19 protein-coding genes are annotated in these 24,728 nt (G+C 42.9%); 7 read left to right on the top strand and 12 right to left on the bottom strand.

Annotated features, from left to right (window positions below):
* The first annotated feature begins 18 nt into the window (after nt 1–18).
* Entirely contained in the window at nt 19–1,359 is a 1,341-nt protein-coding gene (gene astB, locus ACMVDV_RS22360; protein ID WP_416159730.1) for an N-succinylarginine dihydrolase, read from the top strand.
* 427 nt (nt 1,360–1,786) lie between these two features.
* Nucleotides 1,787–2,782: a DUF4382 domain-containing protein gene (locus ACMVDV_RS22365; protein WP_416159731.1), complete on the top strand. Its 996-nt coding sequence runs from the start codon at nt 1,787–1,789 to the stop codon at nt 2,780–2,782.
* 80 nt (nt 2,783–2,862) lie between these two features.
* Here ACMVDV_RS22365 and ACMVDV_RS22370 read toward each other — a convergent pair whose 3' ends face one another.
* Nucleotides 2,863–3,717, bottom strand: a complete 855-nt coding sequence (locus ACMVDV_RS22370) for a mechanosensitive ion channel family protein (RefSeq protein ID WP_416159732.1) — start codon at nt 3,715–3,717, stop codon at nt 2,863–2,865.
* 363 nt (nt 3,718–4,080) lie between these two features.
* Here ACMVDV_RS22370 and ACMVDV_RS22375 point away from each other — a divergent pair, with 363 nt between their 5' ends.
* The gene (locus ACMVDV_RS22375; RefSeq protein WP_416159733.1) at nt 4,081–4,761 is read left to right on the top strand and encodes an SDR family oxidoreductase; all 681 of its coding nucleotides are present in this window, start codon (nt 4,081–4,083) and stop codon (nt 4,759–4,761) included.
* A 56-nt stretch (nt 4,762–4,817) separates the two neighbouring features.
* Here the strand turns inward: ACMVDV_RS22375 and ACMVDV_RS22380 are convergent, their stop codons facing one another.
* From ACMVDV_RS22380 to ACMVDV_RS22410, 7 genes are all read right to left on the bottom strand, one after another.
* Nucleotides 4,818–7,130, bottom strand: coding sequence for a family 20 glycosylhydrolase (locus ACMVDV_RS22380; RefSeq protein ID WP_416159734.1), 2,313 nt, complete (start codon nt 7,128–7,130; stop codon nt 4,818–4,820).
* Complete coding sequence (locus ACMVDV_RS22385) at nt 7,123–8,079, bottom strand: sugar kinase (RefSeq protein ID WP_416159735.1); 957 nt, start codon at nt 8,077–8,079, stop codon at nt 7,123–7,125. The genes ACMVDV_RS22380 and ACMVDV_RS22385 overlap by 8 nt, the downstream gene beginning before the upstream one ends.
* A complete protein-coding gene (locus ACMVDV_RS22390) occupies nt 8,072–9,520 on the bottom strand; it encodes a sodium:solute symporter family protein (protein WP_416159736.1) in 1,449 nt (482 codons plus the stop codon). Before ACMVDV_RS22390 ends, ACMVDV_RS22385 begins: the two co-directional genes overlap by 8 nt.
* A 175-nt stretch (nt 9,521–9,695) precedes the next feature.
* A complete protein-coding gene (locus tag ACMVDV_RS22395; RefSeq protein WP_304181428.1) occupies nt 9,696–10,079 on the bottom strand; it encodes a RidA family protein in 384 nt (127 codons plus the stop codon).
* Nucleotides 10,072–11,541, bottom strand: coding sequence for an N-acyl-D-amino-acid deacylase family protein (locus tag ACMVDV_RS22400; RefSeq protein WP_416159737.1), 1,470 nt, complete (start codon nt 11,539–11,541; stop codon nt 10,072–10,074). The genes ACMVDV_RS22395 and ACMVDV_RS22400 overlap by 8 nt, the downstream gene beginning before the upstream one ends.
* Nucleotides 11,542–11,543: 2 nt before the next feature.
* On the bottom strand, nt 11,544–12,395 hold the full coding sequence (locus tag ACMVDV_RS22405; RefSeq protein ID WP_304181424.1) for a MurR/RpiR family transcriptional regulator: 852 nt from the start codon (nt 12,393–12,395) through the stop codon (nt 11,544–11,546).
* 12 nt (nt 12,396–12,407) lie between these two features.
* The gene (locus ACMVDV_RS22410) at nt 12,408–13,655 is read right to left on the bottom strand and encodes an amino acid deaminase (protein WP_416159738.1); all 1,248 of its coding nucleotides are present in this window, start codon (nt 13,653–13,655) and stop codon (nt 12,408–12,410) included.
* A gap of 201 nt (nt 13,656–13,856) precedes the next feature.
* Between ACMVDV_RS22410 and ACMVDV_RS22415 the strand changes: the two genes are divergently transcribed.
* Nucleotides 13,857–16,796, top strand: a complete 2,940-nt coding sequence (locus ACMVDV_RS22415; RefSeq protein ID WP_416159739.1) for a TonB-dependent receptor — start codon at nt 13,857–13,859, stop codon at nt 16,794–16,796.
* 194 nt (nt 16,797–16,990) lie between these two features.
* Nucleotides 16,991–18,583 carry a carboxylesterase/lipase family protein gene (locus tag ACMVDV_RS22420; RefSeq protein ID WP_416159740.1) on the top strand — a complete coding sequence of 531 codons (1,593 nt, stop codon included), beginning with the start codon at nt 16,991–16,993 and terminating at the stop codon, nt 18,581–18,583.
* Here the strand turns inward: ACMVDV_RS22420 and ACMVDV_RS22425 are convergent, their stop codons facing one another.
* From ACMVDV_RS22425 to ACMVDV_RS22435, 3 genes are all read right to left on the bottom strand, one after another.
* Nucleotides 18,584–19,303, bottom strand: coding sequence for an SIR2 family NAD-dependent protein deacylase (locus ACMVDV_RS22425; protein WP_304181415.1), 720 nt, complete (start codon nt 19,301–19,303; stop codon nt 18,584–18,586).
* 17 nt (nt 19,304–19,320) lie between these two features.
* Entirely contained in the window at nt 19,321–20,247 is a 927-nt protein-coding gene (locus tag ACMVDV_RS22430) for a GGDEF domain-containing protein (protein ID WP_416159741.1), read from the bottom strand.
* 470 nt (nt 20,248–20,717) lie between these two features.
* Complete coding sequence (locus tag ACMVDV_RS22435) at nt 20,718–21,350, bottom strand: NAD(P)-dependent oxidoreductase (protein WP_416159742.1); 633 nt, start codon at nt 21,348–21,350, stop codon at nt 20,718–20,720.
* A 127-nt stretch (nt 21,351–21,477) separates the two neighbouring features.
* On the opposite strand from ACMVDV_RS22435, the gene ACMVDV_RS22440 reads away from it, so the two are divergent.
* The gene (locus ACMVDV_RS22440; RefSeq protein WP_416159743.1) at nt 21,478–22,362 is read left to right on the top strand and encodes a LysR substrate-binding domain-containing protein; all 885 of its coding nucleotides are present in this window, start codon (nt 21,478–21,480) and stop codon (nt 22,360–22,362) included.
* 272 nt (nt 22,363–22,634) lie between these two features.
* On the top strand, nt 22,635–23,759 hold the full coding sequence (locus tag ACMVDV_RS22445) for a GGDEF domain-containing protein (RefSeq protein WP_416159744.1): 1,125 nt from the start codon (nt 22,635–22,637) through the stop codon (nt 23,757–23,759).
* Nucleotides 23,760–23,875: 116 nt separating this feature from the next.
* Here the strand turns inward: ACMVDV_RS22445 and ACMVDV_RS22450 are convergent, their stop codons facing one another.
* A complete protein-coding gene (locus tag ACMVDV_RS22450) occupies nt 23,876–24,724 on the bottom strand; it encodes a universal stress protein (protein WP_416159745.1) in 849 nt (282 codons plus the stop codon).
* Nucleotides 24,725–24,728 lie beyond the last annotated feature (4 nt).

Here is a 24,728-nt window from a genome sequence, read left to right on the forward strand (position 1 = left end):
TAAAATTGCGGGACAATAATGACAGCAGTAGAAGTAAATTTTGATGGCCTTGTGGGCCCGACTCACAACTACGCGGGATTATCATATGGTAACGTTGCATCATTAAGTAATGCAGCTAGTTACTCAAATCCAAAAGAGGCGGTACTGCAAGGCCTTGCAAAAATGAAGGCAATGCATGATTTAGGGCTTAGCCAAGGTGTTTTTGCCCCGCATGCCAGACCTGACATCAACGTATTACGTCGTTTAGGTTTTACTGGTAAAGATAATGAAGTGATCAGCAAAGCATTTAAGGCAGATCCGGTACTTTTACGTGCCTGTTATTCAGCCTCGGCAATGTGGACTGCAAATGCAGCCACAGTTTCCCCCTCAGCGGATACCCTCGATGGCAAAGTGCACTTTACTGCGGCTAACTTGAACAATAAGTTTCATCGTTCGTTAGAGCCTGCTACCACAACTCGCTTACTCAAAGCCATGTTCAATAACGACAGCTATTTTAGTCATCATGAGCATTTACCCGATCAAGGCTTTTTCGGCGATGAAGGCGCCGCTAATCATACTCGCCTAACCGATGCACATGGCAAACAAGGGTTAGAGCTGTTTGTATTTGGTGCAAGTAGTTTTAACAGCACATTACCAAAACCAAGTAAGTTTCCTGCACGGCAAACGCTCGAGGCATCGCAAGCCATTTGCCGATTACATCAATTAAAATCATCGAGTCAATTATTACTGCAACAAAACCCCGCGGTGATTGACCAAGGTGTGTTCCATAACGATGTTATTGCCGTGGGTAACGCCAATGTCCTACTTTGCCATGAACAAGCTTTTTTAAATCAAAGCGATGCCTTAAAACAACTTCGACATGCTTATCAAGGTGATGAAACGCTACACATTATTGAAGTGCCAAGTGCAAAAGTCAGCATTACAGATGCCGTAACCAGTTACTTATTTAACAGCCAGTTGGTGAGTTTAAGTAATGGTAAAATGCTGCTGGTAGCGCCACAAGAGTGCCATAATAACAGCGCAGTAAATGCCTATATCAATGAGCTGATCAGTGCTGATAACCCAATCAATCAAGTGCAGTTTTTTGATCTTAAACAGAGCATGCAAAATGGTGGTGGCCCAGCGTGTTTACGTTTACGTGTAGCGCTTAATCAGCAAGAGCTAGCGGCAGTGAATCCTGCGGTTATTTTAAACGATAGTAAGTACCAACAACTGTGTGGTTGGGCAAATAAACATTACCGCGACAAACTCAGTAATGACGACTTTGCCGATGCTAATTTATTAACCGAAAGCTACCAAGCGCTCGATGAGCTAACCCACATTTTAAATTTAGGCTCTGTGTATGCATTCCAGCGTTAATTTGTGCTGCGAGTGAATTTCACATTATGATCTAGCCACCAATTGCTCCAGTTACACTAAACTGGGTTTATTGGTGGAAAATTGCCGTTGAGATAAGCAAAAAGCGGGATTTTTCGCTGCGAGAGCTTAATTTTTAGCAATAATGAGTCGATAACAAACAGCGCATTAATATGTTTACTTCACCTTGTTTTCTAAATCTAAGACTTGCATATTTGTTCCTTGCTTTATTGATCTATCGCGTTTGCATCATGACTATTAAAGCCGCCGCGAATGCCATAATTCAAGTTGAGTCACACCATCAAAACACTGCTTAGCCTGCCAAAATGTATACCTAACCCCAACATTGAAACAATGTATTAACACCAATTCAAGTTACGTTAAGTATTAACCTCTATACTGATGCCAACACTGAGGAAAAGGTTAAATTATGAATATCAAAACAACACTATTAAGTAGCGCTATTTTAGTTGCGCTTACTGCATGTGGTGGCTCAGACAAGGATGACTCACCAACAACACCGCAGTCTGCAAAATTTAGTCTAGGTGTATCTGATGCACCTGTTAGCGGCTTACGCGAAGTTAATGTCGTATTTAACTCTATCACCCTAAGGCAAGCTGAAGGTGGGCAAGATATTACCTTTGCAACACGTGAAGCGGATGACGCAAGCAAACCTGAAATGGTAAACCTGCTTGACTATACTGGCGATGACATCTTCTCATTATTAGATGATGAAGACGTACCAGCAGGTGAGTATTCATGGATCCGTGCCGATGTCATTAATGGCGATGTCAACGACCTCACCATGACCTCCCATGTTGTTTATGAAGACGGTAGCATCGCCCCACTGGTTGTTAAACGCAAAGGGAATGACGGCATTGGTGAAATCCAACTTGACGGCTTTACCCTCAACCAAGCAGACAATGATTTTGTACTTGAATTTGATCTGAAAAAATCCCTTGTCGATCCACAAAACAGCGATGAAATATTTTTAAAGCCTCGCGGCGTTCGTTTAGAGAACCTAGCTGAGTCAGAAGATATTGAAGGTACAGTGAGCGATGCACTCATCGCCAACTGTGAAACAGATAACATCACCCTTGCCGCTGCTGATGGCTCATTTGGCCATACTGTTTACCTTTATAACAGTGATGTAGCAGCACCACTGGACAATTACGAAGTAACCGAGGATGAAACACCTGCTGATGCGCCTTTAGCGACAGCCAATGTGGTATTTGATAGCGAAGACAATCAATATGAGTTTGAGCTTGCTTTCATCACCCCGGGTGATTATCAATTAGCTTATACCTGCGTCGCACACATTGATGATGCTGAAATACAAGATGAAGCATTTACCCTGTACCAAGTTAAACCTGTTACGGTAACCGCGGGTGATGATCTTGACGTGACTTTCACTATTAGCCAGTAACAATAAATCGGCTCTGTATAACCCGCCAGTTAACACTGACGGGTTTTTTATCTACATTCAGATACTTTCAAACGCAACTGTTAAACTTCTTTGTTAACGGTGATCGCCGAGGCCATCGACTCTGCTATATGTAGCGTACGTTGCGGAAATGGAATTGTCAGACCTGCTTGCTCAATAGACTCTTTCACCCGTTTATTAAGATCCCAAACAGTTTGCCAATAATCGCCATTCACAGTCCATGCACGCAATTGAATATTCACCGCGCTTTCACCGATTGATGCCACCATTACTTTTGGTGCAGGCTCTGGTAATAATCGGCTTTCTGACGCGGCTATTTCTTTAAGTACCTTTAAGCCATCATCTATTGAGTCAACAAACGAAATACCCACCACAATATCCATGCGTCTTTTACCATTACGGGTGAAATTTTTAATATTACCACCCCACACTTTGCCATTTGGCGAAGCGATATACAGGCCATCATTGGTTTTAAAAATAGTCGTAAAGAGGTTAATTTCACTCACAGTACCCGTTGTGCCACTGGCATCAACAAAGTCACCCACTTTAAACGGCCTAAGTATCAGCAACATAATACCTGCGGCAATATTACTGAGGGTATTCTTTAACGCAAGGCCAATTGCGAGGCCAGCCGCCCCCATCAGTGCTATTAAACTGGCCGTATTAACACCAAAAATATCTAAAATAAACAACCCAGCAATGATATACACCAAGTAACCCAGCACACTCGAGAGGATCGGCAGTAAGGTTTTATCTATTTTCTTTAGAGGCGACTTAGAGTTTTGGATCGCTCTTTTAACAGAGCGCGCAATAAGCACACTAGCTATAACAATAGCCAACGCTAAAATCAGTTTATAACCTAAAGTCATTATGGTTTCTGAATGGTTTTGCCAAAATACTAAAAGCTTATCTTTCACGTTTTATTTCCGGTAATAATTGCTGCAATTGAGCAAGGTTTAACATAGCTTACACAAGGTTAAAACCACATTGTTATAAGCCAAAAAGTTTGAGCCGATATAACCATTTGCGATTTGTAGCCCGCGAAAAAATCAGCTAGCCTCAAAGCGAAACCGCGCGATTATATAGCATAATAAATATAAACCTAATTTTTTATTTTTTTCTTTAAAAACAACTTAAAATCATATGGTTAAATAAGCATAGGGAATTTAACTATAGTAGGTTTAGATAATAAATATTCAATAGAGGTTAATCACTTACTGTTACTATCATAGCTAAAGAATATTTAGCCTAATATCAGATCTTTAATCTAGGAGGAAGTCATGAGCAAAGAAAAAGTTGTACTAATTACAGGTGCTTCAAGCGGTATTGGTGAAGCGACAGCAAAAACGTTAGTCGCAAGCGGTCATAAAGTAATTTTGACTGCTCGTAGTAAAGATAAACTTAATGTGCTGGTTGAAGAGTTAGGGGCTGATAACGCATTAGCCGTTTGCGCAGATGCCACTGATTTTTCATCGCTTGAAAAAGTCGTTAATGCAGGTGTAATACACTTTGGCCGACTGGATGTCGCATTTGCCAATGCCGGTATGGGTGTACAAACCCCAGGAGTTGAAGAAGGCGAGCCGCAGCAATGGCAAACAATGATTGATATAAATATCAACGCACTGCTTTACACTGCAAAACTCACTCTGCCACACCTTAAAAAAACCACTGGGCACTTTATTTTAACCAGCTCCGCCGCAGGACGGATTGCGCTAAAAGGGTCTGTGTATGGTGCAACAAAATGGTTTGCTTATGGCTTTGGACAAAACCTCGCAGAAGAAATGAAAGAGTGGCAAGGGCGCTGTACCACCATAGCGCCTGGCATGGTAAATACCCCATTTTTTGATGAAGCTAAACCCGACAAACTCGACCCAACAGATGTAGCCGATGCCGTGCTCTTCGCCATCGAAGCAGACAAACGCTGTAATGTTCGAGAGCTATTTTTAATGCCGAGTAATTAAAATTAATACTTTTAAATGCCCTAATTAGGGCATTTAATTTGAACCTCGGCAATCTGTTAGTGGCTGCAACTTAACCGCGCTTGCTTTAACAGATTAATAGAGTTTATAACCTGCGCAATCACTCCATTATTGATCTCAATGGCCTGCGTTTTATTTAACTTATCTTTATTTTTTAGCGCCGTCATAATCGCCAAATAGCTGGCTTGCCATTCATTGATGGTTAAAAACAACTGACGGTTATCGTTAAGTACTTGCTGCCACCTAAGCAATTGATTTTGCAGTGTTGCTAGCTGTTGACTGCCACACTGCTGCTGGTAATCAGCAACGCTATAATCAAACTGCTTAAGGGCTAAGCTCTCTACCGGTAATACATCCACTAACTTGTTTAGTGGCGCTTGTTGATGGTAGTCACCACGTAAAAACGCTAAATGGTGTAAAGTATAATAATGCACAGGCTCAATTAACTGAGTAAAAGTAAGTAAGGCATTCAGATCAGTGCTGGTCACTGCTGGTTGCTGCTTTAATCGCTTAATAAACTGTTGTTGGTGCAATAAACCAAGTTGTTGATCAGCAAAGTTGTCCATCACTGCAAGGCGTTTATACATATCTCGCTCGTCAGTTAAACTCGCCGGTGACCAAAAACGTTCAGCTATTGCATAGAGTCTTGGCCAAATACGCGTATCTAAATTATCACTGGTAATAAGTTCAGCCCAAGCGGTGGCTTCACCGCCAAGCACATTGGCTGTTTTTTTACGGTGCTGTTGCTCGGTTAATGCTTGGTTTAATTGTTTAACTGAGGGGTTATCAATAACCGCTGCAGTAAATTTATAGGGGGTGTTACCGATCATCGCAGCCTCATTTGATGCCTTATCAACGCTAATAGTCAGCTTGGTTGGCCCCATCCAAGTATCAATCTGCAACTGGTAGCGCTCAGCAACCCTATTCACATTCTCTGTAATAAAACTGCCTTTACCTGCAATACTTACTTTGCCATACAACTTACCTTGCTGATTGCTAAAAATAGTAACATCACCAACAACAGCACTGCCTTTTAAGCGCGTCAGGGTAAATTCCACCTTCCCTACTATATTTTTTGCGGCAACAATCGCTTGCGTTGGCTGAATAGGATGATTACGGTAGTGATAGCTAGTCCATTGTGGTTGATCAATGTAAAAACCACTTGAGAGTAATCCATCATGGCCTGCGCTGGTAATGTCGCTTAGTGAGTGATGCCCGCGCCATGACTGCACTAAGGTATTTTTTGGTAAACTAGGATGCAGCACTTCATCCCAGCCAATCATCTGCTTATTGTGTGTTGCTAAAATTTTAGCGACCCGTTGATTAAAGTAGGCGTGTAAAGCATGGCTATCAGCTAATTTTTTTGCCGCCATAAAAGCTTGTATTTTAGTATTTTTTTGCCAATCACTATCATCGACTTCATCGCCGCCAATGTGCAAATACGGATCAGGAAATAACCCCGCAAGCTCAGCAACCACTTCATCAATGAACTGATACACCTTCGGGTTACTTGGGTCGAGTAACGGTTTAAAAACGCCCCAACGACGCTCTATTTGCGTTAACGTTGTGCCGCTGCCAAGCTCAGGGTAAGCAAGTACAATGCTACTTGCATGCCCAGGGACATCAAATTCAGGCACTACTCGAATACCTAACTTAGCCGCATACGCAACCACCTCTTTAATTTCGGCTTGGCTATAATACAAACCATCAGAGGCGTGTTGATGCAGTTTAGGGTAACTAGTTAATTCAATGCGCCAGCCCTGATCATCGGTTAAATGCCAATGAAACACATTAAATTTGGCTGAAGCCAAGCCACGTAGCGTGCGTTTTACATCCGCAATCGGTAAAAAGTGACGCACACCATCAAACAATAACCCTCGCCACGGGTAAGTAGGTGCATCGGTTATTGTTAGGTTTGTCAGCTCGCGAGGCTGTTCGGCACTAAACAATAACTGCGATAAGCTTGCAAGGCCGCGTAACATACCATATTGATTGTTACTGGTGAGCTTTACGGTGTTATCAGCAATGACAATTTCGTAGCTTTCATCCATGCCTAAATAAGGTAAAGGCGCAGCGCTTTGGCTGATGCTTATTTGTAACTGTGCGTTTTTAACATCACGCCAATCAAGCCGAGTAAACTGCTGGGCAAACGTTGAATTCAAAACTAATGGCGTTAATAACGCTTGCTGCTGTTTACTAATATACACACCCAGCTCGGCATTTAATTGGGTTTTACCTGCAAGCATCTGTACCTTTGCAGGCATTGGCATAAGTGCGGGTTGAGCGCTTGCGGTACTTGGCAGTGCGCCGATGAGCATAATGATGCAAAGCAAATACATAAACTTATTCATAGTCAGTGTCCTGTTCGGTAGCGCTTAGTTGATTGCTTGGCGTTGTTGTAATTGTTGTGGCAACAACAGCTCCGGTTGCAGCAATAACCTGCGCGGCAAGCTGTTGCGCCGTATTAACCGCCGGTTCGCACTGTTGCGTTAGTAAATATTCAGCTAAAAATCCAGCGGCAAACGCATCTCCTGCGCCAGTCGTATCAACAACACGCTTTGCAGGCAGCACAGGGTAGCGGCTTAGAAGCTGCTGTTGCAGCACTAAAGTGTCGTTAACTCCTTGTTTAATGATCACTAAGCTATGCGCATATGCTTGATAAAAATCGACCAATTGCTGAGGCGCAGCATGCCCAAAAACGCCAAAGTGGTCGTCATCCGTGACCAATAAAATATCGGTACAGGCATAGGCTTGCTTATAACATTTTTGCGCAGTGGCTTTATTTTGCCAAAGTACCGCGCGATAGTTACTGTCAAAAATAACCTTGCCACCAGCCTGTTTAAAAGCTGCAATCGCGGCCATAAATAACTGCCTGCTTTGCTCGTCTAAAATAGCCAGGCTGATCGCCGAAAAGTACACATAATCAAATAGCTTATGTTTAAGTGCCGCTAAAAAAGCCTGTTGTTGATCAAGATTAAAATATTCTCTGGCAGCGCTGTCTTTACGGTCATAATGAAAAGTTCGCTCGCCGCTATCATCAACAACAATGCCATAAGCGCCTAAAGTGCGAACATCACTGCGTAATACGTACTGTAAATTAAGTCCTTGCTTTTGCCAGCGAATGAAAGCCCTATCACTTAATTCATCACTGCCGATTGCCGATACAAAATAGACCTCAGCATGACTCATTACTAAGCGCTTTAAATACACCGCGCTATTATAGCTATCGCCACCAAAACACAGTTCATTGTTTAACGATAACTCCTGCATCGCTTCGCCAAAAAATGCCACTTTAATCATGCTGCATCTCCTCACGCTCTGCCTGTAAAATAGCCAAGGCTTGGGCTGATGTGTGCTTTTGCATTGGAGTAACTAAGGTAACGATTGCAGCGCATAATGCAGAGGCCAAAGTGGCAGGCATAATTGGGTTACTCCAAAATGCTAACCAATTTGGAGTGACAATAATCGCCAATGACACCGATAAAGACACCACTAACGCAGTAATCGCCCCCTGCCAATTAAAGCGTGACCAAAAATGGCCAAACAACACGCACACACACAAACCCGACATGAGCGTAGCAATCATATTGGTTATATAGCCAATCACATCGTTAGTTAATAACGCCAGTAATAAAGCAATGCCGATGGTCATTACCAAACCAATGCGCGAGAGGAGCACCACATCTTTAGCATGCGGCATACGCTTGAATACTAAGCTGTAGATATCACGAATTAACACGCTCACCGCAGCAATGGCATCTGAGCTGGCGCTGGAAATAGTGGCCGACAGCCCTGCTATTATCACCAACGCGGCTAAACCAAACGGTAGTAATTCAAATGCCATATAAGGGAACGAAAATGCACTGTTTTCTAAGGTAGGATTAAGCGCATATGCAGCCATACCGATAATGGCAGGCACGCTGGCAAATACTAAATACAAGCCGCCAGAGAGGTAGAATGATTGGCGAATGCTTTTAACATGCCGACCTGAATAAATACGCTGGCGAAACGAAGGCGCAACTAACACACCAATTAACACTGCAAAAAACAGTGATAAGCCATGCACAACGCCAATTTTATCCAGCGATAAAAAGCTACGATTGAGTACAGGTTGCGCATTGGCCATCTCTGCTAAGCCACCCACTTCATAAAGAGCTACCCCCGCCATCAAGAAAAAGCCCACAAATAACACTAATGCTTGTATCGAGTCAGTCCATACCACAGCCACATAACCGCCAATCACCACGTAAATACTAAACCCTAAAGCAATGATTAATTTAGCTGCAAATGGCGACAGCCCCGTTAGCCATGCTAAGTACATACCACCACCGAGAATGTGTGCGCCTAACCAGCCAATGCTAGCAACAAAAATAAACACCGCAATGGTGTTTTTAACCACCGGGTGAGCGCCAACATAATAGGATATTTCTTCACTCATGGTCATAAATTCATGCTCACGCACAGGGGCAAACAGTTTTGCCAGCAGTAAAATACCGCATGCACCACCAAGGCCATAAATCATTCCGGCCCAGCCATTTAAATAGGCAAAGCCAACCGCCCCCATCGATGAGCCCGTGCCCACCATAGTGGCAACAGTTGTACCAAGGGTGAGTAAAAAAGGTAAGTTGCGCCCGCCCAGTAAAAAATTGTCACCGCCTTTGCCTTTGCGACTCACCCACCAGCCAAACCAAATCATAAATCCTAAGTAGCCCAAAAAGGCTATTAATAATTGCCACTTCATAAGACACCCTGCTCCACCGTTCCACGCAGCGCTGGCTACAGCACGTCATTTCAATTACGCGGTTGGTGATAGTTATTATTCTGTTGATTAATATATCCAAGCCACCTAAGAGCGATTATTATTTTGTGTGCTCTTAGGTGTATGTCAACGCTGTCATTAAGGTGCTGACAAAAAGTTAAGGTGCCTTATAACAAGTAACATCTACCTCAACTTTACAATCGACAACTAGATCCGCGACCGCACAAATACGTGCTGGTGGATTAGCACCAAAGTACGCTTTAAATACTTTATTGAACGACTGAAAATAACGCGAGTCAGTTAAAATAACCGTCACATGCACCACATCTTTTAACTCGTAACCTGCTTCTTTCATTATCTCGAGGCAATTTTCAATCGCGAGGGTTGATTGCTCAATAATACCGCCTTCAACCACTTCGCCGTCTTGCATTGGGGTTTGCCCTGACACCATCAACCAACCACCGGCTTCTACTGCGCGGGCAAACGGTAAGTGTTGGCCACCCGTGCCTTTACCGCCTTCAATACCAATTCGTCTAATCATGTTTACTTGCTCCTAGAGATGTTAAAAATTTACCCGAATACGCGGGCAGAACCTGTTTATCTTTTAATGTGGTTTGGCCATTAGTCCAAACCCGACGAATACCCGATGCCGGTAAGGCAGACTCAACAAAGGTCGCGTTATCGATAATTTCATCGGCATCAAATAATACTAAATCAGCAAAATAACCGACCTTGATCACTCCACGGTTTGCTAAGCGATAATTTGCAGCACTTAAACCGGTCATTTTATGGATCGCCGTTGCCAACGAAAAAAGGCCTTGCTCACGGCTGTAATGACCTAAAACCCGTGGGAATGAGCCCCACAAACGCGGATGCGGATGCGGATCGCACGGTAAGCCATCTGAGCCAATCATGGTTTTATCAAAGGCAAGAATGGTTTTTACATCGTCTTCATTAAGACCATGGTAAACCGCTCCTGCGGGCTGTAGTCGTTTAGCCGCATCAAGCAAACTCACGCCCCACTGTTTAGCGATATCGGCCAGTAACTGTTCAGCCATTTCAGGATGCGCTTGTGACCAGGTTATAAAAATATCAAATTCATCGGTCACTTGGTTTAAATCTAAGGTGCTGGAACTGGCAGCATACGGGTATGCATCGCAACTGCATTTTGAATGTTCACCTTGCTCGGCAAACTTAGCCAATAACTCCGGAGCACGCCCCCAATTATTTTTACCCGCGCATTTAAGGTGTGAAATAATCACTTTAATGCCAAATACTTGCTCCATCGCAAAGGCTTCGTCCATCGCATCAAGTACGGCGTCAAACTCGGTGCGTAAATGCGTGGTATACAGTGCATGGTGTTTTTTCAACACTTCACCAAATGCGTGCACTTCAGAAGATGGCGCTTGATTGGCATTTTTATAGGCAAGGCCGGTACTCAAGCCCAATGCGCCTTGGCTGAGTGCAAGGTCTAGTTGCTGCTGCATTAAGGTGATTTCTGCTGCTGTCGCTGCGCGTAATAAATCGGTCATCACATTATTTCTAAGCGTGGTATGCCCAACCAACGCTGCCACATTGACATTGGCTTTTTGCACATTAAAAGCGTCGATATAATCGCGCAGCTGGGCAAACTTAAATTCAGTTTTATCACCTAATAGATTCATTGGATCAGGCGCATCCGCGGCTAATTGGGCGGGCGCGGCGCTAATGCCACAATTGCCAGTAATAACCGTTGTCACCCCTTGGCTGATTTTAGCCGCCATATCAGGGTTTCTGAGTACTTCTAAATCATCGTGAGTATGTACATCAATAAAGCCTGGCGCTAAACACAGTCCATCAGCATTAACTTTCTCTATAGCTTGGTATGCAGATAACTCACCCAACGCGACAATCTGCTGCCCTTTAATTGCAACGTCCATCTGCACTGGCGCATTACCTAAGCCATCAAATACCTTTGCTTGATAGATGATTGTGTCTACTGCTTGCGAGCTATCGTACTGCATTGTTAATCTCCTAGCGGTGCGCGGTCAGGTCCTTGACGGTACTCATCTAGCTCATGTTTAATACGGCGCAGTTTCTCACGAGATTTTTTCTGCGTTAATATCGCCACTTCACTGGCAAGCACATCAACGGCGGCTAACATGGCGTAACGCGCGGTACTTGGCGTGAAAATGTAATCTGATTCATTGGTTTTGATTGGTAAGTGAATTGTCGCTATATCGGCAAGCGTACTATCAGGGCAAATGGCAATCACTTTTGCGCCATAATCTTTAGCAATACTTGCGGCATCAATCAGATCTTTGGCAAGCCCCGTTAACGACAGCACCATAACCACATCACTCACATCAACACTGGCTGCTGTCATGCGCATCATCACAGGATCGCTATAGGCATTACTCAGTACATCAAGCCTAAATAGTCGGTTATGGCACTCTTGAGCGACTACCGAGCTGCCGCCACCGACACCAAAAATGAGCGTATGGCGACTACCAGCAATACAGCGCGCCGCTTCTTCCACTAAAGACTGTTCAATAAGCCCGGCATTGATATCTAAAATATCGTGAATTGCTTGGTATATTGCTGGAATATCTTCGCGTACTGAGGCGTTTTCACTAATAAAACGCTCGCCAACTGCCAGTGACTGCGCAAGTTGTAGTTTCATATCTCGCACATTATCGCAGCCTAAGGCTTTAGCTAAGCGGGTAATTGACGCGTGGCTCACTTTAGCGCGCTGCGCTAAGTCGCTAATACTCGCTGAAGCTGCATATTGCAGATCGGTTAAAATTAATTGTGCAACGAGTTGCTCTGATTGACGTAAATGGCCTAAGCGCTCTTTAATTCGTGAAACAATATCCAATTATTTACTCTCCTAAAAATACGTATCAAAGATCTCAATAACGTTATAGTTATCATCTATGACGTTAATATAACGCCATTTATCGAATGTAAGGCACGGGTGTGAAGTTGCAAATGCTATAATATCGCCCACTTTTAGTTGCTCAGGGTCGGTATAAGTCAGCATTGCGTGTTGATCCATTATTTTTTCAACTTGCCAATCAGCCCCTGCAGGTCGTACCGTGCCAGCTTGATCAACATGTAAATTGGCAATGGGTAAGCCAGCATCGAAGGCAACATCTCGTTTACCCATACCAATAATGGCACGACCTGGCTCTGGTAGTGACTGTACGTATGCCCAAATTTCTAAACACGACTGTAGATCACTGCCAATATTACAGGCCAGCGGGTTACGCGCTAACACTTGCTGCTGGGCCTGCTGATAAATCCCTTGATCATGAGCCACATAACAACCTGGGCGGATCACAGGTATCATGTTGTCTAACAAGTTTTGCGGTGCAAATGCATCGCACACTAAGTCATACCAGGCAGAGCCACCAGCGGTAATGATCACCTGCTCTGTCGCAAAAGCCTGCTTTTCAATCAAAGCTTTACATTTCGTTACCGCATCTGCTAAAAATGCAGTCACTTCACTTTGTGTACTCAATACGCCTTCATACACTTCAATACCCGCAAGCTGTAATGCAGAAAACTGCTTAATATGCGCCGCTAACTGCTGCAGTTGTTGATTATCAACAACACCACAACGCCCGCCAGCTACGCCTAATTCAATCAGTAATTTAAGCTGTAAACCTTGCTCACTAAAGAACTCGGCAAGGGCTGTTACATTACTGATATCATCCACTAAACAATAAAAATCAACCGGATGCTGCTTTAATAAACTGGCAAGATGCGCCATGTTAGCTTTGCCAACTAACTGATTTGCCATAATAATGCGCTTTGCACCAGCGCGTGCAGCCACTCCCGCCTGCTGCACTGTGGCAATGGTGATAGCGTACGCTCCTGCAGTTAGCTGCTTTTTAAAAATACTCGGTGCCATGGTAGTTTTGCCATGGGGTGAAAACTCTACCTTACTTTGCTTTGCAAACTTTGCCATCCAGGCAATGTTATTATCTAACCGAGTTTGATAAATACACGCACAAGGCAAACTGACTTGCTGTAAGGCAACATTATAATCCCCATGTATGGGGACCTCGCCTTGACCTAAGCCTTTATTCACACTTGCGATATTTTCAGCACTTGTTGTGGCTAACTTTTCCATAAATAAAACTCTTATTTTAAATCATTACCTTAGATAGCAACATTACATTAAGAAGCAAAAAATTATCAAATGTTAATGTAATTGTTATTGCATTTTGCTTGAAAGTGATGTTAATTAATAACAAAACAATAGTCAACAAGTGTTACAAATTAACAGAAAATAATAATTCACCTTCTAAAATACAGGATGAGGTACAACAAAATGCATAGTAAAAACCGTCGCCAAGCCACGTTAAATATAAGTGTAATAGCAAAAACTGTGGCTGCTATTATCTGTGGTTATACGAGCTTTGGGGTTTATGCCGCGGACGAAAGTCCAGTTGCTAATGACGAAATAGAAACCATCGAAGTACGTGGTATTGCCGCCAGCAACAAACAAGATATTAACAACAAACGCTTTAGCACTGGGGTGATGGACTCAATTACCGCCGAAGACATTGGTAAACTCCCCGATGTAACCATTGCTGATACGCTGCAACGTATTCCGGGTGTGCAAATTCGTCGCTCGGCGGGGGAAGGCTCGACCATTAACGTACGCGGTATGCCGCAAGTAACCACTCTTTTAAATGGCGAGCAGTTTTTAAGTGCCGGTTCAATTACAACCTTGCAACCAGACTTCACTGATGTCCCAGCCGCGTTGCTATCAGGGATTGATGTGCTTAAATCCCCCCAAGCAGATACTTTAGCAGGCGGTATTTCAGGTACTTTAGATTTAAAAACGCGCCGGCCGTTTGCTCTTGACCAAGGCACTACGTTTTCACTGGCAGGGGAAGCCACCCGAGGTAGTCTTTCAGAACAAACAGATCCTAAAGTCGTGGCGTTTGCCGGATACAACAATGATAAGTTTGGTATTATTGTCACCGCCGCGTATGACGAAAGCACCTTAGCAAATTATCGCAATGGCACAATTTTAACCTCTTCAGAAGTGCAAAATGAAACTGACAGAGACTTTAACGGTGATGGCGATTTTAACGACAGCTTTTACAGCCAACGTTTTTATGGCGTGATGGACCGTGAAACCGAGCGTGATCGCTTAGGTTTAAACACCACTATTCAATATCAAATTGCCGATGCCCTGACTTTTACCGGCGACCTATTTTATACCAAAATGGATGATGCTGACCGTAAACAAGGGGTGATGGTTGATAATGCCCGTGGCTCTATCTGGGCGTATTCTGATAATTTTATTCCCCGTTTAGATAATGATCAGGGCGGGCAAATATACACAGTCAATGAAGCTGATTTAAAAGTTCGCCGGGTTAGTGCCTACTCGGAAAGTTTAACTAACGATCGTGAATCAACCAATGCCAGCTTTTTATTCGAATACCAAGGTGATGGCCCATTATCAGGTGAATTTAGGTATATTCATGGCGAGGCTGAGCGCAGCCATACTGAAAATGTAGCCCACGGCTTTTTAACTTCAGGCGCACAACATGGACTATTAAAAAATCATGGTGATGGCATTACCCCTGTTAACCCCAATGGTTACGGCCCAGAAGACGTTGATGTCAGCTTTTCACGCAGTGGCGAATACCTCACCCTTGGTTTTGCAGAAGGTTTTGGCAATGATATAAGCCAATATAATCTGGTATCAACCTACTCTGAAAATAACTTTGAAGAAGAGGCCACACTTGATGTTGCCCGTATTGATGGCCATTACGCCTTTGACACAGATCACCTGCAGAATTTTGATTTTGGTCTGCGCGCATCCAAACGTGATGTAGAGCGTGAAACCTATATTCTCGTTGCGCCATTTACCACCGGTGATATTACAGCAGATGTGATGTGGAAAGATTCTGGCGCATCACTAGGTGATACCAATGGCGACGGTGAAAATAGCGTAGCAGGTGGTGATTTAACCCTAGGTAAAACCAACTTTTTTAGTGATATGCCCGATGGGTGGGTTAACCAAGTCAATGGTTTAGGCCCTGGCGGCGCTGGGCATAGTTTTTACTTAATCGATCCGAAAGTGATGGACGATCCAATGGCATTCCAAAACGCTATTTACCCAGGTAATAAGCGTTTAGCTAACCCATCTCGTACCTATCAAGTCAAAGAGCAAACACAAACCGCTTACTTTAAAGCAAACTTTTCCGGTGAATTGGGGGATTTAAGTTATACCGCTAATATTGGCGCGCAATACATTAAAACTGAACTCGACATGCTGCAGAATCAGCTAGGCTCAGCACGTCCTTGCTCATTGTGTACTGCCAGTGAAAAAACCGGTGAAAAATGGCTAAACAGAGATTACTCTGACTTTTTACCATCCATGAACTTTAACTTAAACCTCACCGAAGAGCTGATCCTACGTGCTGGTTACGGTAAAACCATGACCACGCTCGATATTGGTAAACTTGCCGGTGGTATTAGTGTTGGTCGTACTCGTGCCGGTGATGTACTTGCCGCTGAGCTTGGCGTAAGTCCTGATTTATTAGTCGCGGTACAAGGCACACAAAATGGTAACCCTGATCTAGAGCCATGGCGCGCCACTAACTATAACTTATCTGCCGAGTGGTATTTTAATGACAGCGGTTTACTAAGCATTTCAGCGTTTTTAATGGATATAGAATCATTTGTTGAAAACGGTATTGTCATGCAAGGCTTACCCGATATTGATGGCGTTATTCGTCGTGAAGTACCGGTAAGCACTGAAATAAATGGCCAAGGTGGTGACATTAAAGGCTTTGAAGTGGTTTATCAGCAAGCATTTGACTTTTTACCGGCGCCATTTGATGGCTTAGGCACGTCAGTTAACTTTACCTATGCGCCAAGCGACAGCGCAAACGTTGATGTTTATGGTGAAAGTTTACCAATTCAAGATAACTCTGAAAAATCAGCTAATGCGGTGCTTTGGTATGAAAAAGGCCCATTACAACTGCGCCTTGCAGCTAACTACCGTAGCGATCGCTTAGACAGCTTAAGCTCGCCAATGGGCGAAGGGGTTATGCCATTTTGGACCGACAGCACCTTGTATTTTGATATGTATGCAGGCTATGAATTTGCTGAAGATATGAGCATTTATACCTCAGTGAGTAATTTAACCGAAGAAAAAGAAGATATTTACGCACAATGGTCAGATCATGTGATCACGCAAAATATCTTTGAGCGTCGTATTACATTTGGTATTCGTACCCGTTTTTAACGCTTAGCAACTAATTTGGCACACTTCTGCCCAGGAGCTAAAAAGGTTAAATTAACCTTTTGCCAAATACTTAAGGTGATTATACTCCCTATCTAATCACCTTAGTTTATTTAAGCCTTTATCTATCCCGCCATTTTTTATGCTAGTATCTGTTGGTTTTCGACTATGACTCGCTCATTTTATAGGGATTAACCATGCTACTGCGCTCACTACAACCATTGGCTTTTATCACCTGCTTTACGTTTGCAGCAATGACTTTACAAGGCTGCTCTAAAGCCACCTCAAACACAACTGCGGATGTAACCGGTGGTATAGTGCAAGGCACTGAGTCTGGCAAAATAGTATCTTTTAAAGGCATACCTTACGCTGCGCCTCCAGTAGCGGACTATCGCTGGCGAGCGCCGCAACCTGTGCCTAAATGGCAAGGTGTTAAGCAAGCTGATCACTATGCGCCAGACTGCATGCAAAAACCATTTGCAGGAGATGCTGCACCACTGGGTACAACAGCTGCGGAAGATTGCTTGTACTTAAATGTGATCAGGCCTGCTAAACAAAGCGATACGGGCTACCCTGTGGTGGTGTGGTTTTATGGCGGTGGTTTTGTAAACGGTGGCGCTTCTCCTGAGGTTTATTCTGGTGCAAGCTTTGCCAAACAAGGCATTGTGTTTGTTAGTTTTAATTACCGTTTAGGTCGATTTGGTTTCTTTGCTCACCCTGCACTGAGCAGTTTTGAAAATGACGCGCTTGGTAATTATGCATTTATGGACCAAGTAGCCGCTTTAAAATGGGTTAAAAATAATATTGCTGAGTTTAATGGCGATCCAAGCCAAGTAACCATCATGGGCGAATCCGCTGGTGGTAAATCAGTACACGCCATGTTGCAAACACCAAGCGCGCAAGGGCTATTTAATAAAGCAATTATCATGTCTGGCGGCGGTCGTGAGTTATTTAATCAATTACCACTTCACAGTGATGATCCAGACACATTATCAGCCGAGCAAGTAGGCGTTAACTTTGCAGCCCAACATCAAATAACCGGCAGTGATAAAAATAGCCTAACAGCACTGCGTGCACTCCCCGCCCAAGCTATTGTTGATAATTTAAACCTCAGTAACTTAGGCCAAGTTAATAATTCTGTTGCAACCTACTCTGGTGGGCCAATTTTAGACGGAACACTCATAACTGGCAGCACCAGCGAAAACCTACTTAGTGGTCAATTTAGCAAAGTGCCGTTAATGGTCGGTACCACTAATCATGATATCGGCTATGCAAATTATGACTCTAAGCAGGCTTTATTCAACAGCTTTGCCGATAATGCCATACAAGCCCAAATTGCCTATGATCCAGAAAATGATAAGCCATTGGCATTATTAAATTACCAAGTTGGCCAAGACAAACTAATGCAAGAACCGGCTCGTTTTACTGCGCAACGCTTTAGTAAACGTGGCCAAAATGCTTACCTTTATCGGTTCGCTTATGTCGCACAAACGTTAGATGCAAAAGGTGCAGCGCACGCGAGCGAGATCCCTTACTTTTTTAATACGGTGGCCACTAAATATGGCCATGTCACTACTGAGCAAGATAAACAAGCGGGCAAAACCATGCATCGCTACGTCACTAACTTTATCAAAGCAGGTAACCCAAATGGCCCAGGCCTAATAAATTGGCAAAGTTTTCAGCAAGCACCTAAAGCTATTTTGGAGTTAAATAAATCCGGCGTGGCAGAATTTGTTACTGATCCGCTAGGTCTGCGACTCAATGTAGCGCAAGCGAAAGCACAGCAGTAATTAGCCCTTAAATTGAATGTACTCTAATGCAGTCATTTTTTTATAACTCACATTCGGGTGCATTATGTGCGCAGGCTGTGGATCAACAACTTCAATAGCAATGTCGTAGCTGCGCGCTATCTCCAGTGCCATTTGGGTAATGTTAACGCTAAACGAAGTGCCGATAAATACGATTTTATCGGCTGCGATCATCCGCTGTTGTGCTTGCGTGATCCGATAAAGCTCAGTGTAATATTCATCAAATAGCAGCACATAAGGTTTAAAGGAATGATTAAGCTGCGGCTGTTGGTTTTCGATGTTAAATAATTCCAGCAGTGAGTCATGCAAACGGCTTTCATCTACGTTATCCCAAGGGGTGAGATGCGCGCTAACATCATCACCTTGGGTATGAAACAAGGTCATTTGATCAAGCCGACCGTGAATCGCAATGTAATTACTATTCCCCGCTTTACCATCTAAGCCATCAATATTTTGAGTGATTAAGTTTTTATCGCTGAGCCAATGATGCACTTCATTAGGGCCATGATTACGATAAGTGGCAAAACGATGATAATACCACGCTAAAAATTCCCGCGGATTATTTTCATACATAGCGCGAGTGGCCATTTCCATTGGCGTATAGTTTTGACTGCCAATAGTCCAATAACCGTCTTCGCCACGAAAAGTTGGAATGCCGCTGGCGGCACTCACACCGGCTCCTGTTATATATAAGGTATTCATAGCGTTCCCAATAAGCGCTAAACACACGTTTGATTTTTGCCTCGCTCCTTTGCTTGATAAAGCAATTCATCAGCTTTGTGCATCGCTTTATCAATAGGCACATCCGCAGTTAATTTACTGATCCCCATACTCACTGTAACAGCCAGCTGGTTTACACCAATATCTAAACGATTTTGTGATAAAGCATGATGAATATCGTTGGCAAATTGTGTCGCTTGTTGTTTATTTTTATGACGTAGAAAAAATAAAAACTCTTCACCGCCCCAGCGCGCCACCATATCATTTTCACTTAACTGAGCAACAAATAAATCAGCAAGGTGTTTTAGTACTTCATCGCCAACTGAGTGACCATATTGATCATTAATATCTTTAAAATTATCTACATCCGCAATAATAATACTCGCCGTTTGCTGCTGCTCTGCAAATTGTTCTAGTTCAGCAATAGCATAACGTCGATTGGGCAGGTTTGTTAAAGGGTCGCGAGTCGCTAAATATTCATTTTTTTGTACAAGTTCAATTAAACGATGACTGTACATTTGCCGAAAATATTCATAAAAGCCACTCAACAAAGCAACAATGATAAAAGAAAAAATAATCCGAGTTGGAAAATAAACCGAGTATCCACTGTAAAATTTAAAGTAGCTCGACAAATAAAAAGCGCCCGTCACGCAGATCACAAAAATAATTAAATCAATAATTCCTCGTTTAAAGCCGCGCACAAAGAAAGTAACGGGGGATACAATAAAGATCCAAATAGGTCCAGTACCATGGCTCCCACCTGTAAGTACTAAGTAAATCATTAAAGTGTATAAAGTATACAGAACAATTAAAGAGGAGATCTCAACTCTATCACCAAGACAAAAGGGGGAAGCAAATAAAATCGATGAGCCTAATAAGGGGTAAACCAAAGTAGATTGATTATTAAATAAAGCGATTATTGCCATACAAAACGTTGTTACCGTACCTATTGCTGCGAACAACCTAATAATAAGTTTTCGCTCGGCCTTATCGGAATAGCTAATCATCAATACAATGCATCACTTCTCAATAATGAAGGCAATCTTTGCATGCAAAAACTGATTGTAAGATTGCACTAAAATTAAAAATAATTAATCAGTTACCAAAACAAATATAGTCTAGACATGAGATCATTGTAAAAGTGCAAGTAATAAATAGTTGCTAAAAGTAAGCTTACACGTGAATAACATCTTCGTATTACTAAGCTGAGCAAATCGCTTTTGCTGCATCACGGTTTCAAAAACGCCACTGCTGATTAGCAATAACCGTCAGCTTTACCTAAGTTGCACAAGGCTCAGGTAAAGCTGATAAACTTGCTAAAGCAAAGGATAAAAGTGGGCTCAAAAGTATCATTCAATAATCATATTTTATTTTTTATAAGCCCAGCGAAAAAGCCTTAATAAGCCACACTGATACGTTGATTAATATGCGCGGCATGTTGCGCTTCATCCAGCATTGCAATCGCGTAATCAGTCACTGATATTTTGCTTTCACCTTGTTCATTAGTAAAAAATTCATCGCCACCAATACGATACGGACCTTCACTCGCGCCTGGGTAAATAACCGCCGCAGGGCTTACAAACGTCCATTGTGTAGCTGTGTTTGTTGTTTTAAATACATTAAGAGCTTCACCTTGTGCCAATGCCTCATCTTTATATTCAGCAGGAAAATCGGGGGATGACACTAAGGTAACCCCAGCAGACACCTCTAAACTTCCAGCACCGCCGACCCATAACAGCCGAGTATTACTACCAGAAAGTGCCGCTAATAAACGCTTTGCAGTGCGGGCGACTAACTTATGATTACCAGCGGCACGGCCGCCAATTGAGGCAATCACCACATCAGCACCAGCAAGTAACGGAGCGATATCGTCATCTGATTGCAAATCAAAGTTCTTTAGCGTCACGTTTTCAGCGATTAATTTTTCGGTATTTCTGGCTATTGCTGTTACTTGGTGGTTGCGTAGTAATGCCTGTGTAGTGATCTCACCACCAATCCAACCAGTTGCACCTAAAATAGTAATATTCATATCTGTATCCTTAAAAAAGTATTAATCATCTGAGTCGTCACCTCAGCGCTGGATAATCAGTTTACTTGAACGATAATTGATGATAAATAAACCTTATAGATACACATTGGTTCACTTTAGGATACTAATGGACAAAATAACTGCAATCCAAAGCTTTGTTGAAGTTGCCCGCTGTGGCAGTTTTACAAAAGCAGCTGCTAACTTAGAGCTCAGCCGCTTACAAGTCACCCGCCACGTACAAGACATTGAGCAGTGGCTTAGCTTACGGTTATTTCACCGCACCACCCGTAAAGTCAGTTTAACTAATCAAGGCGAAGAAGCGCTTAGCTACTGTAAGCAAATACTCAGCACTGTATTGGATTTACAAAGTAGAGCACATAGCCATAATAACGAGCTAGTTGGCACAATTAGGGTGGCAGCGCCTATTGGTATTGGGCAAAACATGTTGTTTGATGCAATCGAAGAATTTGTTGCTATACACCCAAATACACAGTTTCAGCTGGTGCTCTCTGACCGGCTATCGCAATTGGTGGATGAGCGAATAGACATTGCCTTGCGTTATACTCACCAGCCCGATGAACAACTGATTGCCCGTAAGTTAATGTTTATAAATACGGTTATGTGCGCATCCCCTGACTATTTAGCTGGCAAAAGTAACCTCACCACACCGCAAGATTTATTGCAGCATAATTGTTTGCTGCACAGTGGCAGTTCAACATGGCATATCTTAGGTGAGAATTCGGATGAAAAAATCACTGTAAAGGGCAATCTTAACGCCAATGATATGTCGGTGTTACGTAAGGCCGCAATCAGAGGGATGGGCGTTGCCAATTTACCTTATCATTTGGCACAAGAGGATTTGGAAACAAAGCAATTGGTGAAGGTACTGTCTAACTACGCTACCCCAGGTAACCATTTATGGGCCGTTTACTTATCGCGTAACTATCAGCAAAATTTGGTCAGAGCATTTATCGACTTTCTAGCGCAGCGTTGGCAACAACAGATACTCTAAACCTCCAGCAGCAAGACGCTGCTGGAGAGCATATACTTAGCAAAGGACAATTAATGGCCGTGATATTCCAAAAATGGCCATCAGTTAAATCAATGATAACTTTAGCGACCACCTCTTTAAAATCAAACGACGCTATAAATTTCCTTATGCCATAAGTGATCATTTACCAGATTAGCTGAGTATATAAATTTGCGATAAATATAATCTATCTTGGCATATAACATGCTACTTAACTAATATATAAACGAGTATAAGGCATTAAGGTGAATACAATGACAGTTGATGATTTACCTGTTCCGGCACTATTTGTATGTGCAGAGCATGTTAGTAGTAATGCACAATTTTGTTCATTGCCTGAAGCGGTGCAGCTGCAAATATCTGATATAACACAGCAGTTTAACTTAAACAGCACGGCGTTTTACAAAACGATTGAGTTGCGATTGCAGCAGCATATTTACTCAATAAGCTTAAAAAAAAGTAGTCAAGCACAGTCGACGGTGTGTTGTGTGTTTAATACCCAAGCCAGCGAGCAACGTTCAATTGATGATTTAGTCTTTAATCACAGCGGCGAAGCGATGATGGTGACCGATAAAGACGATGATGTGATTAGAGTGAACGACGCCTTTATTATGTTGTTCGGTTATCCACGTGAACGTGTTTTGTTTCGTAAACCCACCTTTTTACGAAGCGGCCTAAACCAAAGTAATACCATTCGTGCAGCCTTTAGAGCCATTAAAAACGAAGGCCACTGGAGCGGTGAAATTATGATCCGCAAAGCCTCGGGGGAAACGATCCACACTTGGCAATCAACCTCGTCTATTACACATAATAATGAAATTAAAGGTTTTATTACTATTTTTTCTGATATTAGTAATCATATTTCGCAGCGCGATACATTTCGCTTTTTAGCCTATCACGATCACTTAACGGGGTTACCTAACAGGCTGTTGCTAGAAGATCGTTTTAAGCAAGTGTTAAAGCATTTTAGGCGTAGTCAAAAAGCTGAGGCTAATCACTTAAGCATTGTATTTATTGACTTAAACCAATTCAAAGAGTTAAACGATCAATTTGGTCATCAAGCGGGTGATGATGCACTAAAGATTTTAGCGGATGTTTTTCAAAATACGTTACGAGAAGACGATACCGCTGCACGGCTTGGCGGTGATGAATTTGTGTTGTTACTGGAACATTTTCATACCATAGCGGATATTCATAAATTAACCAGCAGGATTGCAAAGGCGATTGCCCAAGCGGCAGCAAGCAGTGATTACCCACAGATGAAAATTAACTTTTCTTATGGTGCAGCCTTTTACCCAAGCGATGGTGAATCCTTGGATGCGCTAATCGAAACGGCCGATAAAAAAATGTATAAAATGAAAAACGCTAATCATGGTTAACCAGCACAGCCTTGGTTAATGCAGGGCAGATCCTAAGCAATATTGGCACTGAATCGTACAACAGGATGAAAAATGAGCCCAGCCTTGTAGTGGCTAGGCTCATTAAAACTAAAAATTTACTTAATCACTAATAATGAAGTGTGGCTGTTAGCAATTAATTTTAGCGTATTACTACCCACAAAGAACTGCCTCACTTTAGAGTGCGAAAACGCCCCTATCACAGTTAAGTCAACATTGAGCTGTTGCTGCTTAGCTAATAATGAATCGGCAATATTACCACCATCAACAAAGTGCGGAGTAATTGATGCAAACTCTGACTCTAAACGGCTTAGCTCTTTATCAAACGCGTCTTTAGTGGCATGGTTGGTGTTACCTACCATCACTAAATGGCAATCGCAGTTAGCCAGTAGCTTGGTTTCGAGTAACCGCTCAATGGCCAAGTTAGCTTGCTCTCTGCCATCGTAGGCAAGTAAGAACGATTGCGGTTGTTTAAACTCGCCAACGGTCAGTAGCATAGAGCGGTCAACCAAACGTAATGCGCTTTCAATATGCGAACCCACTAAGTGAGTTTCATTGCCATGGCTTTCACCACTGCGGCCCATCACATAGCAACGAATTGACTCTTTAATATCGCTAAGGGTGTGGTTTACATCACCAAAGCGCTCAAGTGTTGCAACTGGGCTATTTAGCTCAGGCAGTGACTGCTGTAGCTCTTCTAGTAAGGCTTTGCTGTGTGCTTTTAGCAGTTTGCTTTTTTTCGCATCGTGATCGGCCAATTCTTGCAGTAAGCTTTCATTTGCTCCAAGGCCAATACTACCGGCTAAATTAACTTGGCCAGTGTGCTCTTTTTCAATACTATGCAGTAGCACTAAAGGCAGCGATAAACGCTCAGATAACCACGCTCCCGCTTGACACACAGAGGGTGCCAAAGCTGAGCCGTCAACGCACGCTATTATTTTTTTCATTGTG

The sequence above is a fragment of the Pseudoalteromonas sp. ASV78 genome, from assembly GCF_047806705.1.
Taxonomy (GTDB): Bacteria; Pseudomonadota; Gammaproteobacteria; order Enterobacterales; family Alteromonadaceae; genus Pseudoalteromonas; species Pseudoalteromonas prydzensis_A.